General features: G+C 69.2%; 13 protein-coding genes and 1 pseudogene. 9 read left to right on the top strand and 5 right to left on the bottom strand.

Going from position 1 to position 13,624, the window contains the following annotated elements; genetic code table 11:
• Window positions 1-29: 29 nt before the first annotated feature.
• Window positions 30-395, top strand: a complete 366-nt coding sequence (locus tag CIB93_RS03090; RefSeq protein ID WP_096623785.1) for a rhodanese-like domain-containing protein — start codon at window positions 30-32, stop codon at window positions 393-395.
• Window positions 392-1,135 carry a sulfite exporter TauE/SafE family protein gene (locus tag CIB93_RS03085; RefSeq protein ID WP_096623783.1) on the top strand — a complete coding sequence of 248 codons (744 nt, stop codon included), beginning with the start codon at window positions 392-394 and terminating at the stop codon, window positions 1,133-1,135. The genes CIB93_RS03090 and CIB93_RS03085 overlap by 4 nt, the downstream gene beginning before the upstream one ends.
• Window positions 1,136-1,155: 20 nt before the next feature.
• On the opposite strand, the gene CIB93_RS03080 is transcribed toward CIB93_RS03085, so the two are convergent.
• On the bottom strand, window positions 1,156-1,443 hold the full coding sequence (locus CIB93_RS03080) for a metal-sensitive transcriptional regulator (RefSeq protein WP_030329940.1): 288 nt from the start codon (window positions 1,441-1,443) through the stop codon (window positions 1,156-1,158).
• An 83-nt stretch (window positions 1,444-1,526) separates the two neighbouring features.
• On the opposite strand from CIB93_RS03080, the gene CIB93_RS03075 reads away from it, so the two are divergent.
• A complete protein-coding gene (locus CIB93_RS03075) occupies window positions 1,527-2,099 on the top strand; it encodes a rhodanese-like domain-containing protein (protein WP_096623781.1) in 573 nt (190 codons plus the stop codon).
• A 92-nt stretch (window positions 2,100-2,191) separates the two neighbouring features.
• Here the strand turns inward: CIB93_RS03075 and CIB93_RS03070 are convergent, their stop codons facing one another.
• On the bottom strand, window positions 2,192-3,067 hold the full coding sequence (locus CIB93_RS03070) for a universal stress protein (protein WP_096623957.1): 876 nt from the start codon (window positions 3,065-3,067) through the stop codon (window positions 2,192-2,194).
• 287 nt (window positions 3,068-3,354) lie between these two features.
• Here CIB93_RS03070 and CIB93_RS03065 point away from each other — a divergent pair, with 287 nt between their 5' ends.
• On the top strand, window positions 3,355-4,254 hold the full coding sequence (locus CIB93_RS03065; protein WP_179499940.1) for a universal stress protein: 900 nt from the start codon (window positions 3,355-3,357) through the stop codon (window positions 4,252-4,254).
• Between the two features lie 109 nt (window positions 4,255-4,363).
• Window positions 4,364-5,041: a pyridoxamine 5'-phosphate oxidase family protein gene (locus CIB93_RS03060; protein WP_096623777.1), complete on the top strand. Its 678-nt coding sequence runs from the start codon at window positions 4,364-4,366 to the stop codon at window positions 5,039-5,041.
• Between the two features lie 86 nt (window positions 5,042-5,127).
• On the opposite strand, the gene CIB93_RS03055 is transcribed toward CIB93_RS03060, so the two are convergent.
• Window positions 5,128-6,009 carry a universal stress protein gene (locus CIB93_RS03055; protein WP_096623775.1) on the bottom strand — a complete coding sequence of 294 codons (882 nt, stop codon included), beginning with the start codon at window positions 6,007-6,009 and terminating at the stop codon, window positions 5,128-5,130.
• A gap of 181 nt (window positions 6,010-6,190) precedes the next feature.
• Between CIB93_RS03055 and CIB93_RS03050 the strand changes: the two genes are divergently transcribed.
• From CIB93_RS03050 to CIB93_RS03040, 3 genes are all read left to right on the top strand, one after another.
• Window positions 6,191-7,096, top strand: a complete 906-nt coding sequence (locus CIB93_RS03050; RefSeq protein ID WP_096623773.1) for a universal stress protein — start codon at window positions 6,191-6,193, stop codon at window positions 7,094-7,096.
• A gap of 94 nt (window positions 7,097-7,190) precedes the next feature.
• Window positions 7,191-9,596 (top strand): phosphoenolpyruvate synthase, encoded by a 2,406-nt coding sequence (gene ppsA / locus CIB93_RS03045; RefSeq protein ID WP_096623771.1) that lies wholly within the window; start codon window positions 7,191-7,193, stop codon window positions 9,594-9,596.
• A gap of 5 nt (window positions 9,597-9,601) precedes the next feature.
• Entirely contained in the window at window positions 9,602-10,105 is a 504-nt protein-coding gene (locus CIB93_RS03040; RefSeq protein WP_096623769.1) for a flavodoxin domain-containing protein, read from the top strand.
• 195 nt (window positions 10,106-10,300) lie between these two features.
• Here CIB93_RS03040 and CIB93_RS03035 read toward each other — a convergent pair.
• Both CIB93_RS03035 and CIB93_RS03030 read right to left on the bottom strand, forming a co-directional pair.
• Window positions 10,301-10,867, bottom strand: a pseudogene (locus CIB93_RS03035) (CBS domain-containing protein); the annotation flags it as partial.
• Between the two features lie 106 nt (window positions 10,868-10,973).
• Window positions 10,974-12,401 carry an MBL fold metallo-hydrolase RNA specificity domain-containing protein gene (locus CIB93_RS03030; protein WP_096623767.1) on the bottom strand — a complete coding sequence of 476 codons (1,428 nt, stop codon included), beginning with the start codon at window positions 12,399-12,401 and terminating at the stop codon, window positions 10,974-10,976.
• 174 nt (window positions 12,402-12,575) lie between these two features.
• Here CIB93_RS03030 and CIB93_RS03025 point away from each other — a divergent pair, with 174 nt between their 5' ends.
• Complete coding sequence (locus CIB93_RS03025; RefSeq protein ID WP_096623765.1) at window positions 12,576-13,619, top strand: zinc-dependent alcohol dehydrogenase family protein; 1,044 nt, start codon at window positions 12,576-12,578, stop codon at window positions 13,617-13,619.
• The last annotated feature ends 5 nt before the right edge of the window (window positions 13,620-13,624 follow it).

Below are 13,624 nucleotides of genomic sequence, written 5' to 3'. Positions count from 1 at the left end.
GACAAGCAACAAGAAAGGTGACGTCGTCAATGTTCCTTCACCGTGGAAGTGGACAGCGCCTGTCCGTCGACGAGGCGTGGACCCGTACGGCAGGGAGCTGCCCCGAAGCTGTTCTGCTGGATGTCCGGGAAGAGCCCGAGTGGCGAACCGGCCATGCTCCCGGCGCGGTGCATGCACCGCTCACCGGCCTGGCCGCGGGTACGACGATGCCGGTGGCAGCGCGGGGACGGCCCTTGGTGGTGATCTGTCGCAGCGGACACCGCTCGCAGCAGGCTGTGCAGCTCCTGGCCGAGCGGGGAGCGGACGCGGTGGACGTCACGGGCGGCATGATCGCGTGGGCCGCCGCAGGGCTGCCGGTGATCGATGAGCGCGGTGATGGCGGCTCGATAGCGTGAGCACCTTGGTTCTCGCCCTTGCCGCAGGCGCCCTGATCGGGCTGGCGCTCGGTGCGCTCGGCGGCGGTGGCAGCGTTCTGGCGGTGCCGGCACTGATCTACCTGCTCGGCTTCTCGGCGGCCTCAGCCACCACGGCCAGTCTGATCATCGTCGCCGCCACATCGGCCACCGCCCTCTACGCCCACGCGAGAGACGGCCATGTCGCCTGGAAGGCCGGGACATTGTTCGCGGCGGCGGGAGTTGTGCCGGCGTTCCTCGCCGGAGCAGCCGCCGGCCATGTGCCCGAAACGGCTCTCACCGCGGGTTTCGTGGTGATCGCCGCCCTGGCGGCGCTGCGGATGCTACGGCCCTCCGCCGACGAGTCGACACAGGGGGTGCGGCCCGCGAAGGCGGCCGGAGCCGGTGCCGGCCTCGGCGCCGTGACGGGATTCCTCGGTGTGGGGGGCGGATTCCTTGCCGTGCCCGCCCTCGTCGGAGTCCTCGGTCTGCAGATGAACCGGGCCGTGGGCACCAGCCTCCTGGTCATCACCGTCAATTCCGTCGCCGCCCTCGGCGCCCGCTCGGGAACCGGTGATGACCTGCGATGGGAGGTGATCGCCCCGTTCGCAGGAGCGGCCATCCTCGGGGCCTGGGACGGCAAACGGCTGGCGGCGAAGGTCGCAGGTGCCACTCTGCGGCGAGTCTTCGCGTTCACGCTGCTCGCGGTGGCGGCTTTCATGGCCATCGACGTGGTCGCCTGAGCACGAGGGCCGCCCCGGTGTCAGGCGAGTGAGAGGAAGAGCTTCTCCAGCCGGGCGCGCATCTCGTCCCGGGACTCACCGGAACGCCGACCGTCCTCCACCTCGGTGAGGCACTGCTGGAGCCCGGTGGCGATGATCGCGAACCCGGCGCGGTCCAGCGCTCGCGACGCCGCCGCCAGCTGTGTCACGACCTCCTCGCAGTCCCGCCCTTCCTCGATCATCCGGATCACCCCGGCGATCTGCCCCTGCGCCCGGCGCAGCCGGTTCAGGACCGCCTTGAGCTCCGCTCCCGCCAGATCAAGTTCCATCATCACTCCTCATGAGATACCCCCAGGGGTAATGTACTCCCCCTTGGTGGGGACCCCACAGCCAGAAAAGGACGACACCCGCCATGACCACGCCCTCCTCCCTTGCCATCCACGAGACTCGCGACCGCCTCCACGAGCTGATCGTCATCGACGTCCGTACCCCCGGTGAGTACGCCGGTGGCCATCTCCCCGGTTCCCTCAACATCCCCCTGGACCGGATTCAGCGAGCACTCGCCGACATTCGACACGCCACCGACCGTGGTGACGTTCTGATCGTCTGCGCGTCCGGGGCCCGCTCGGAGAACGCCTGTCGCATCCTCGCCGAGAACAACATCACCGCCGCCACCCTCAGCGGCGGCACCAGCGCCTGGACGGCCGACGGTCACGACCTGCACCGCCCCCAAGGAGCCCCCGCGACCTGGGGCATGGAACGGCAGGTCCGCCTCACCGCCGGAACCGTAGTCCTCCTCGGCCTGCTCCTCGGTCTCCTCGTCCACCCCGCGTTCCAGATCCTCTCGGCAGGCATCGCCGCCGGACTGGTCTTCTCCGCCCTCACCAACACCTGCGGCATGGCCGCGATGCTCGCCAAGCTCCCCCGCAACCGCCCCGACGCGGCCGACCTCGACAACACTCTCGCGGCACTGCGCAGGCGCTGACCGAGCACGACGCGAAGGGAGCGGCATGCTCGGTCGGGAACGTCGACCCGTTGCCGCTTCTGCGGTGTCCGTCGCATCGCTGAGCGACGCGCTCAGGTGAGGGGAACGACGACCACGGGCGTCCGGGCGTGATGGAGCACCGCGTGGGCGACGGGACCGATACGCGTGCCCAGGGAAGAATCCCGTACTCGGCGGCCGACGACGGTCAGTCCGGCTTCACGGCCACAGTCGACGAGCTGCGCGGCAGCGTGCCCGACGCTCGCCTGTGCCGCGGTCCGCACGTCCGGGTACCGCTTCTTCCACGGCAGCAGGACATCGTCCAGGCTCGCCTTGGCGCTCATCTCCAACTGAGCGTGCACCCTTGGGTCGTACGCTGCCCCGTATCCCACGAGCGGGGGCAGCGCCCAAGCGCTCAGGAAGCGAATGCCGCAACCGCGCCGCTCCGCTTCGTCGAAGGCGAAGCCCAGCAGCGCCTCACAGTGTTGGCGTACGTCGACGCCCACTGTCAGGTCGCCGCACGGGGCCTCGTCCCGCCGACCGGCCGGAGCGTCGTTCTTGGCCCGCACCGACACAACCGGGCAGTTCACGGCGCCCATGACCGCCATGCTCACGGAGCCGAGGACGAAGCCCATGACCGGCCCGAGCCCACGGGAGCCAAGGACGATCATGTCCGACCCCGCAGCGGACTCGGACAGTACGTCAGTCGGTCTGCCGTCCACTGAACGGACGCTGATGTCCACGGCGGGAAATGCCCTGCGGAGCTCGTCGGCTTCCTGGGCGAGGAGATGCTGTGCAGGACGGCGGCAGGGACCGTCCGGTGCGCGGAAGACATGTCCAGGAGCCGACGGCTCCTGGACATGAACGAGTCGAAGAGGGACAGCACGTAGGTCGGCCTCCCGGGCAGCCCAGTATGCGGCCACGCTGCTCTGCGGGGATCCGTCGAAACCCGCGACCACAGAACCGGTCATGCCGCTTGCCTGCGGCCCGCCCGCATTCGAGGGAAAGCCCGTCCTTGTCATGTCGGCTCAGTCCCGTCTGCCGAGGAGTGACGACCCTCGTCTCAGCATCGACGTGGATGCCTTCGGTCGAGGAGGGGCCATGCGGCCCTGTCCGGTACCGATCAGCCCACAGCACACCCAGCCGTACGGCTCCTGGGTCGGTCGGCGAGAGGTGGGGACCGACCGGCCCTGGCCCGGCATTTTGCCCGGTGCCAGCCTGGGAGCAGTCAATCCTTCGAAGAAGGGTGGTGGGCATGATGCGAGCGCCGCTGGTTGTAGGGGTCGACGGCTCCGAATCCAGTCTCCAAGCAGTGGATTGGGCCGCTGACGAGGCCGCGCGTCATGCGATCCCGCTGAGGCTGGTGTACGCCTCGCTCTGGGAGCGGTACGAGGCAGGGGTATTGGTGGGCCGGCTGGAGCGGCCTGCGGGTCGGGTTCTCGCCGAGAACATCATCGGCGCCGCTGCCGAGCGTGCACGGCTTCGCGTGCCCGATCTTGCCGTCTCCGCCGAAGTGCTGGCCGAGGACGCGACCAGCGCCCTACTGAGAGAGGGTGCCTCGGCCTCGGCGGTTGTCGTGGGATCACGGGGGCGAGGACAACTGGCGTCCGTGTTGCTGGGTTCGGTGAGCCTCGTCGTGGCGGCCCGCAGCGTGTGTCCCGTGGTCGTGGTGCGTGGAGATGACATAGCGCTCGCCTCCCGACACCAACGCATCCTCCTGGGGGTGGGCGGCAGGGACGTCGGGGCTCCTGCGGTGCGCTTCGCCTTCCGTGAGGCAGCCGCTCGCGGCTGCGCCCTCAGAGTTCTCAGCGTCTGGCGCCAACCGGCCCCGAGGCCCGCCGAGCACGCGCTCATCACGGGTGATCCGGCACACTCGGCGGAAGCGCGTGCCGCCACGCTTCTCGACAAGGCTCTCGAAGGACCGGCCCGGGAGTACCCGGATGTCCGGGTGAGCAGGGACACCCCTGAGGGGGCGGCTGCCAGGATCCTGGTCGAGCGGTCGGCCGCGGCCGACCTGCTGGTCGTCGGAGCACGGCGTCAGGGGAGCTTCATCGGCCTGGAGCTCGGCAGAGTGGCCCACCGAGCGCTGCACCACGCCGCGTGCCCCGTCGTCATCGTGCCCCAGCGCGTCAAGGATGCCGCGACGATCGATGTCTGAGTCCCGACACCGGGACGGCACCCGCGCTGCGTCTGCTCCCGGCTCTGGCTAGCGTGAGCCGCATGACCCGCCCCGGTGGGAGAAGACGATGAGCAGCAAGGAGCCAGCGATGTCTTCAGCACCGCCTCCGGCCAAAGGCGACCTGGGCCGACGCATCGCGGCACGCCGCCTGCAGCTCGGACTGTCCCGGCAGGACGTAGCGCTGCGGGCAGGCGCCGCGCCCGGCTACATCGAATACGTCGAAGAACAGCCCGCCGCACCGGGCATCGGCTTCCTGCTCCGGCTGGCCGACGCGCTGGAGACCACGGTTCAGGAACTGTCGGGAGGTACGAGCGACCTGCCACCCGGCTTCGGCCGCGGAGCTCGTAGGGCCCGGATGGTCGAACTCGACCAGGCAATGTGCTGGACGCTGCTGGGAGACCACGGCGTAGGAAGGGTGGCCCTGACGCTGGGTGACGGACCGGTCGTGCTGCCGGTCAACTACCAGGTGCTGGACGGCGAGGTCATGTTCAGTACGGGGGGCGCTTCCCCGCTCGCCGCTGCTGCCGACACGGAGATCGCCTTCGAGGCCGACCATATCGACGACGCCTTCAGTAAAGGCTGGAGCGTGTTGATCGTCGGAACCGTGCGTTCGGTGGCGGACGAACAGGCCGCCCAGCGGCTCAGGGAAATGGCTTACTCGACTCCCTGGGCAGGTGAGGAGCGCGAGCACGTCATGCTCCTCAGGGCCCGGCGAGTCACCGGGCGGAAGATTGTTGTTCCCGATGCCCCGGACGACGCCGACTGATGCGGCTTGTGAGGGCCTGGTGCTGCGCCCCGTTGGGGCGGCACAGCACCAGGCCCTCAGCTACGAAGGTTCCCCCACGGCTGACGTCACTCGTAGGGGACTACGGCGACCGGCGCGGAGCTGTGGTGAATCACGGCGTGGGTGACGTGGCCGACATGGGGCCCCACAGGTCTGCTGCTGCGCCGCCCTACGACGACGAGATCGGCTCCCTGGGACGCCTGGACGAGCTCGCTGGCCGGCGGGGTCACGACTGCCGTCTCCGTGACGTCGACCTGGGGGAATTCGGCCCGCCAGGGGCGCAGCATGTCGGTGAGTGCCTGGGCGGCGTGCTGACCGAGTCCACTGCCGACCTTGGGATTGAGGATCGCCGCATATGTGTAGGTCGCCGGAAGCGACCAGCTGTGTACGACCTGCAGCGCCGCGCTTCTGCGGGCCGCTTGTTCGAAGGCGAAGGCGAGCAGCGGGTCGCAGGGGTGGGATACATCAAGGCCCAGGACGATCCCGGGTCGGCCGTCAGAGGGTTCCTCGGAGATGGAGGAGGTGGCGTCGGTCTCCTGGGGACGCACGAGAACCACCGGGTTCCGCGTCCTGGCTACGACGCCCAGTGACACCGAGCCGATGAGGAAGCCGAGGAGTCTTCCGAGTCCCCGTGAACCGAGAGCGGTGACCTCGGCTTCGTTCGCGGCGCGCGTCAACTCGTCGATGGCCCGGCCCTGAACCAGTTCCGTGGTCACCTCCAGGCCGGGGTGATCGCGGCGGGCCCGGTCCGCGGTGTCGCGCAGCAGAGCTTCGTACCGTTCGACGAGTGACTGCGTGAAGACCTGCGGGATCTCCGGAGTGACCGGCCACTCCTCCACATGCACGAGGTGCAACGGGACACCGCGCAGTGCGGCCTCGGGCGCGGCCCACCGGGCTGCCGCGCGGCCTTCGGGGGACTCGTCCAGGCCGACAGTGACGTGACGCGTCATGACACAGCGCCTCCTCCGCGTGCGGGGCTCCTGGGGCGGAACCCTGCATCCAGCGTCCCGCCGTCACGCAGGTGAGGGGAGGGCCGACAGGTCTCGATCGGGACCGAACGGCCCATGCCGACCGCGCGCGGCGGTGGGACCGTGGCTTGTGCGAGCCTCTGGACCACCCCGAGGAGGAGCCATGGCCAGCGCCGCTCCCGACCCTGTCGAACTCGGTGCCGTCGTCGTCGGCGTGGACGCGTCGGCCCCGGCGCGCACGGCGGCGCTGTGGGCTGCGGAGGAAGCGGATCGTCGGGGTCGGCCGCTCCATGTCGTCCATGCCGCTGACACCGATCACCGAATGCTCTACGCGGGTGTGGAAGCTATCCAGGCGATACGCGAGGCCGGCCGTGACCTGCTGGTCGACACGGCGGAAGCAGTGGGCGACCGCCACCCCGGCCTCACGGTGACGAGAGAACTGAGCCGTTTCGACCCGGTGAGCGGGCTCCGCGCGGCGGCTGGGGAGCGCGGGACCATTGTGGTGGGCAGCAGAGGCCTGGGCGGCTTCGGTGCCCTGATGCTTGGATCTGTCGGGCTGGGGCTCGCCGCTCGGACCGAGGTGCCGGTGATCGTCGTGAGGGGCGAGCCCGACCGGCCTGCGACCGGTGTGATCACGGCGGCGGTGCACGGCGCGTCCGACCTCGAGTGGCTGATGCTGGCAGCCGCCGAGGCGCAGATCCGCAAGGCCTCGCTGCGGTTGCTGAGCGTCTGCAACGTGCTGGCTCAGGTCGGGGCGGTCACCACCATGCTCGACAGCCTCGGCGAAGTCGCCGAGCGGCAGGTGCACGAGGTAGCGGCGATGGCCGTGCGGATACGGGAGGTCTATCCAGATCTCACGGTCACCCATCACGTCGAGACGGGGACCAGCGTCCCGGGAATCCTCGTCGAGTCCTCGGAGCGCACAGATCTCATGGTTCTGGGAAGCCGACGACACCTGCTCGGACTCGGACCGGCGCTCGGCCGGGTCAGTCATGCCGTTCTGCATCACGGTCACTGCCCCGTCGAGATCGTCCCCCCTGAGTACGTGGACACAGGCAATCAGAAGTGAGTGTGCACCTGCGGGGCAGGCCCAGAGCTCGCGCACGCGTCCTTCGGGTGCTTTTCGCCTCGCTGACCGCTTACGCGAACCTACGGAGACCGCCATGGGACCCAGGCGCCACGTCATTCCGTTCACGGAGCTCGGCCGACAGGACATCGGGAGCGTAGGCGGGAAGAACGCCTCGCTCGGTGAGCTGACCGCGCACCTCGGCGCCGCAGGCGTGCGCATTCCGCCGGGATTCGCCACGACTGCTCAGGCGTACGAGGAACTACTGGCCGCGCACGGCTTGCGTGCCTCCATCGAGGATCGGATCGCGCGTCTGCACGGCGGCGCCCCGCTGGAGGAAGTCGGTCGGGCCATCCGCGCGCTGATACTGAGCGAACCACTGCCCACATCGCTCCCGGGCGAAATCGTCACCGCTTACGAGGATCTCGCTCGCCGCACGGGTGGCGAGGATCCACCCGTCGCCGTGCGCAGCAGCGCCACCGCCGAGGACCTGCCCGAGGCCAGTTTCGCCGGTCAGCAGGATACGTACCTCAATGTGCGCGGACCTGAACAGTTGCTCGAATCCTGCCATCGTTGTTTCGCCTCGCTGTTCACCGACCGGGCCATCGACTACCGGGAACGCATGGGCTTCGACCATCTGTCCGTCGCGCTGTCGGTGGGTGTGCAGGTCATGGTCCGCGCGGATCGGGCCGGCGCAGGAGTGATCTTCACCCTGGACCCCGAGACCGGATTCCCCGACGTGATCGTGGTCAGCGCGGCATGGGGACTCGGCGAGACGGTGGTGAGCGGACAGGTGGACCCCGATGAGTACACCGTCTTCAAGCCCAGCCTCAAGGACTCCTCCCTGAACCCGCTGATCGATGTGCGGGTGGGTGCCAAACAGCGCAAGACCGTGTACGCGGAGACCGGACTCACCCGCACCGTGGACACATCCCCGGGCGAACGCGTACGTCGAGTGCTCGGCGACGACGACGTCCGCACCCTCGCCGGATGGGCCAGAGCTGTCGAGGAGCACTACGGCTGCCCGATGGACCTGGAATGGGCCAAGGACGGTGTTACCGGAGAGCTCGCGATCGTCCAGGCCCGCCCCGAGACCGTTCAGTCCCGACGACGCATCACCGCGATTCGGGAATGCCGGCTGACGGTGGACCCCGGGCGGCCACTGATCGAAGGGACAGCCGTCGGTGAGGCGATCGGACAGGGTCCGGTCGTACCGCTGACCGCCCCGGTCGCCCGGGAGACATTTCCCGAGGGCGGCGTCCTGGTCACCGGCCTCACCGACCCGGACTGGGAGCCGGTGATGAAGCGTGCCTCGGCGATCATCACCGATCACGGCGGACGCACGTCCCACGCGGCCATCGTCAGCCGGGAGCTCGGAGTCCCCGCCGTCATCGGCACCGGCAGCGCGACGCGCGTCCTGCGACAGGCAAGCGATGTCACGGTGTCCTGTGCGGAAGGCGATCGCGGACGCGTCTACGACGGTCTGCTCCCCTACGAGGAGCGCGAGACCGATCTCTCGACCGTCCCGAAGACGCGTACGCGCATCATGCTCAATCTCGCTGATCCGTCCGCCGCCCTGCGGTGGTGGCGCCTGCCGGCCGACGGCGTAGGGCTCGCCCGGCTGGAGTTCATCGTCGCCCATCAGGTGAAGGCCCACCCCATGGCGCTGCTTCACCCGGAGAAGCTCGACGCGGATGACCGCCGCGGCATCGAGCGACTCACCGAGGGATACCAGGACCGGGGGGCGTATTTCGTCGACCGGCTTTCCCAAGGTATCGCCCGGATCGCCGCGTCACGCTGGCCCGACCCCGTGGTGGTGCGTACCAGCGACTTCAAGACAAACGAGTACGCGCGGCTGCTCGGGGGCCGCACCTTCGAGCCCGACGAGGCGAACCCGATGATCGGCTGGCGGGGCGCCAGCCGCTACTACAGCGATGGCTACCGCGAGGGATTCGCCTTGGAATGCCGCGCCCTTCGCCGGGTCCGCGACGAGATGGGTCTCACCAACGTCGTCGTCATGATTCCGTTCTGCCGGACGCCCGGCGAGGCCGACCTGGTGCTCGATGTGATGAGCGAGCAGGGCCTCCGGCGCGGGCAGAACGGGCTGAAGATCTACGTGATGGCGGAGATACCCTCCAACATCATCCTTGTCCGGGAGTTCGGTGAACGGTTCGACGGCTTCTCCATCGGAAGCAACGACCTGACCCAGCTGACGCTCGGCGTCGACCGGGATTCGGAAGCACTCGCCCATCTGTTTGACGAAAGCGACCCGGCGGTCACGCGCAGCATCCAGCGTCTGGTGGCCGGAGCCCATGAGACTGGACACCCCGTCGGTCTGTGCGGTCAGCGGCCCAGTGACGATCCCGCCTTCACCGAGTTCCTCGTGAGGTCCGGCATCGACTCGATCTCCGTGGCCCCGGACAGCTTCGCCGCGGTGAAGGAACATGTGGCGCGCGCCGAGGGCCTTCGGAGAGATGGGGATGTCCACCCAGGAGCAAGGTGAGTGACATGCACAACACACGTGTGCTGATCGCCTACGGAAGCAAGCACGGAGCGACACAGGGAATCGCTGAGGAGTTGGGAGCGGCGCTTCGCTCCGACGGATTCGACGCGATGGTGATGCCCGCCGACCGTGTCGACGACGTGAGCGGCTATGACGCCGTGATTCTCGGTGGCGCTGTCTACGCAGGACGCTGGCACGTCGAGGCCCGCCGGTGCGCCCGACGTCATGCGGGGCAGCTGAGGCAGCTGCCCGTCTGGCTCTTCAGCAGCGGTCCGGTCGACGATTCGGCCGAACAGCGGGATATCGCGCCGGTACGTGGGGTTGCCCGCTGGATGCAGCGTCTCGGCGCACGGGAGCACATCACGTTCGGCGGCGCTCTCACGGAGGAGACTCCGGGCCGGATCGCCCACAGCCTGGTCCGGCACGGGAAGGGCGGTGACTTCCGGAACCCGGAATGCATCCGCCGGTGGGCCCACCACAGCGCAACCCAACTCGCCTCGCCCTCCTGACCGGTCGAACGGCTCTGGGCTGTTCGAAGCAAGGAGGACGGGATGGTGAATGGCAACGACCATGAGCGGCCTGTTGACGAGCGCTGCTCCGTGGCCCGCCACCCCGCGCACCCCGCAGTGCGTCCGATGAGATTGCGCCACGGGACCGGCGATGACTGAGGAACCTCCGACCGAAGGCAAGGGCACCACTCCTTCGACAGCCCGTGCCAGACGGGTCGCCACCGGGAGCAGGCCTGCCTCCCTCACCACACCCGACATCGTCACGACGCCCGCATCGACCTGAACGGTCACCTTCTCCCGCGACACGGGGAAGAGCCGCGCGACCACCTGCTCCCGTACCTCCTCGGCGAGCTCGTCATCAGGTCTGAGGAAGACTTTGAGCAGGTCCGACCTGCTGACGATGCCTTTGAGGACGCCCGCCTCGACGACCGGCAGGCGCTTCACTCCGCGGGTCGCCATCAGTCGGGCGGCCTGCGGCAGCGGCGCGTCCGGGCCGATGGTCAGGGCCGGCCGGGTTATCAGGTCCTCGGCGGACAAGGAGGCTGCCTTTGCCGTCGCGTCCAGACGGCGCATCTGCTCCACGAGACCGGGACGCCGCTCGTGGAACTCCTCCTTCGGCAGCAGGTCGGCCTCCGACACCACCCCCACGACATGGCCCTCCCCTTCGATGACCGGGAGAGCACTGACGGACCACCGTGACATGGCGGTCACGATGTCCTTGAACGACGCCTTCGGCGCGACCGCGACGACCTTCTTCGTCATGACGTCGGCCACGGTGTACGGGTGTGGAGTCATGATCCTCTCCTCGACGCCGGCGAGCAGGTCTGTGGTGTGGATTCGTGAGGCCGGGGCCGTTTCTCGGAGTCGGTCATCGGACCAGCACGGCTTCCCCCGAGCGTGGGACGACGGCGGTCCAGCCGAGCTCGTCGGAGACGCGGGTGCGCAGCGTCGCAGCCGCCGACGGCTCTCCGTGCACCACATACGTCGTGTGCGGGGGCGGGGCGCCGCGCAGCCAGTCGAGGATCTGACTCCCGTCGGCGTGCGCCGAGAAGTGTGGAACATCGGCCACTTCAGCGCGGACGGGGATGTACTCACCGAACATCTTGAGAGCGGGGGCGCCGTCCACCAGGTCTCTGGCGCGGGTCCCGGCCGCGGCGAAGCCGACGACGACGACGGTGTTCCGCGGGTCGGGAAGCAACCGGCGCAGGTGGTGCAGGACCCGGCCGCCGGTGGCCATCCCTGCTGAGGAGACGATGACACACGGCCCGTGCGCACTGTTGATCGCGATGGACTCCTGGACCGTCCTGGCCGCCAGGAACGGGTCGGGACTCAGGGCTCCCGCGCCCTGGTCCAGGATGTCCGGCCTGAGCTCCGGTGACCGGTCGCGCACCGCTTGCCGGTAGACGTCCAGGGCTGCGAGGGCCATCGGGCTGTCCACGTACACGGGTACCGATGCGGGCAGGACGCCGACGGCGCGCAGCTCGACCAGTTCGTGCAGTACGACCTCGGTCCGGTCGATGGCGAAGGCTGGGATGACCACGGTGCCGCCCCGCGCGAGGGTGCGTCCGATCGTGGAGGCGAAGGCGGCGCGGCTCGCGGCCGGGGCGTGGCGGCGGTCGCCGTAGGTGCTCTCCACCAGTAGTACGTCGGCGCCCGAGAACGGCTCCGGGGGGAGCAGCAGCGGATGACCCGGGCGACCCAGATCGCCGGACACTGCCAACGTGTGACCGTCCTCCAGGGTGAGATGGGCCCAGGCGGAGCCAAGGATGTGGCCTGCGCGATGCAGCGTCAGCCGGGTGCCCGCCATGATCTCGACCTCGCTGCCGACCGGCACGGGATCGAAGAAGCTCAGCGTCTTCTCCACGTCGGCGTCGTCGTACAGCGGCTTGGCAGGGCGGTGCTTGGACCAGCCGTGGGTGTTCGCGTGCTGGGCCGATTCCATCTGGAGCCTTGCGCTGTCCCGCAGGACGATCTCGGCGAGCCGCGCCGTGTCGGTGCTCATGAGGACCGGGCCGCGGAACCCCTGCCGGACCAGGCGGGGGAGATACCCGCAGTGATCCAAGTGCGCGTGGGTGACAACGACGGCGTGGAGGTCGGCGGGGGGCCGGGCGAACCTCTCCCAGTTGCGGCGCCGCAGATCGGCGAAACCCTGGAAGAGGCCGCAGTCCACCAGGACGCGGGTGTGGTCGCTCTCGACCAGGAACTTGCTGCCGGTCACGGTCCCCGTGGCGCCGAGGAACGTGAGCAGAGCCGCACGGGAGGCTGGAAGGACGGGCGGTGATGCCGACCGGGACATGGAGTACCCCCTTGCCGTCGACGCGGGCGAACCTCCACTCTCCCACCGGTCCCCCCGGACCGCAGGGGCCCGCCGGGGGCTCTCATGGGGACCGACCGGCCCATGCGGACCTCTGGTCCGTGGAGTCAGTCTGGTGGCGACTCGCAGGATTACGGACAGGAAGAAGGCCATGTCATGAAGGCACTCGTCTTCCAGGAGCCAGGCCGCACCACATGGGGGGATGTTCCCGATCCGGCCATCGAGGATGCCGCAGATGTCATCGTGCGCGTCGACGCGGTCACCATCTGTGGTACCGACCTGCACATAGTCAAGGGTGATGTACCCGAGGTGACCCCGGGGCGGGTACTGGGCCACGAGGCGGTGGGCACAGTGGTGGAGGCCGGCGGTGACGTGCGCACCGTACGGCCGGGGGACCGGGTGCTGCTCTCCTGCATCTCGGCCTGCGGGAGGTGCCGCTTCTGCCGGGAGGCCCGCTACGGACAGTGCCGGGGCGGAGGTGGCTGGGTGCTCGGGCACACCATCGACGGAACCCAGGCGGAATACGTGCGCGTGCCGTTCGCCGACCTCTCGGTCTATCCGCTGCCCAATGCCGTCGACAGCGTCGACGCCGTCCTTCTGGCGGACATCTTTCCGACCGCTTACGAGGTCGGCGTCCGCAACGGCGGCGTCAGCCCGGGTGACACCGTCGTCGTGGTCGGCGCAGGGCCGATCGGCCTGGCCGCCGTCGCCACCTCCCGCCTCTACTCGCCGGAGCGGGTCATCGCCGTCGACCTCGCCGACGCCCGGCTGGACGCGGCCCGGTCCCTCGGTGCCGAAGCCACCGTCCGTGCCGACGAGGAGCCGCAGCAACTCGTGGCGGATCTGACGGACGGCCTGGGGGCAGACGTGGTCATGGAAGCGGTCGGCGTACCGGAGACCTTCGAGACGTGCACCCGGATGGTCCGGCCCGGCGGCAGGGTCGCCAACATCGGCGTGCACGGCAAACCCGCCACACTCCACCTGGAAGACCTCTGGATCAAGGACGTCACCATCACCACGGGCCTGGTGGACACCTCGTCGACTCCCCGGCTGCTGCGGATGCTGGCGAACGGAAGGCTGCCGTCGGCCGAGTTGGTCACGCACCGGTTCGAACTGGGTGAGATGGAGGAGGCGTACGACGTGTTCTCCCGGGCGGCGGACACCGGAGCCCTGAAGGTCGTACTCCATGCCCCGCGGTGACCCAA

Source organism: Streptomyces sp. WZ.A104 (genome assembly GCF_002382885.1).
Lineage (GTDB): Bacteria > Actinomycetota > Actinomycetes > Streptomycetales > Streptomycetaceae > Streptomyces.
The sequence above is the reverse complement of the archived record's forward strand: the minus strand, read 5'-3'. Positions and strand labels throughout refer to the sequence as shown.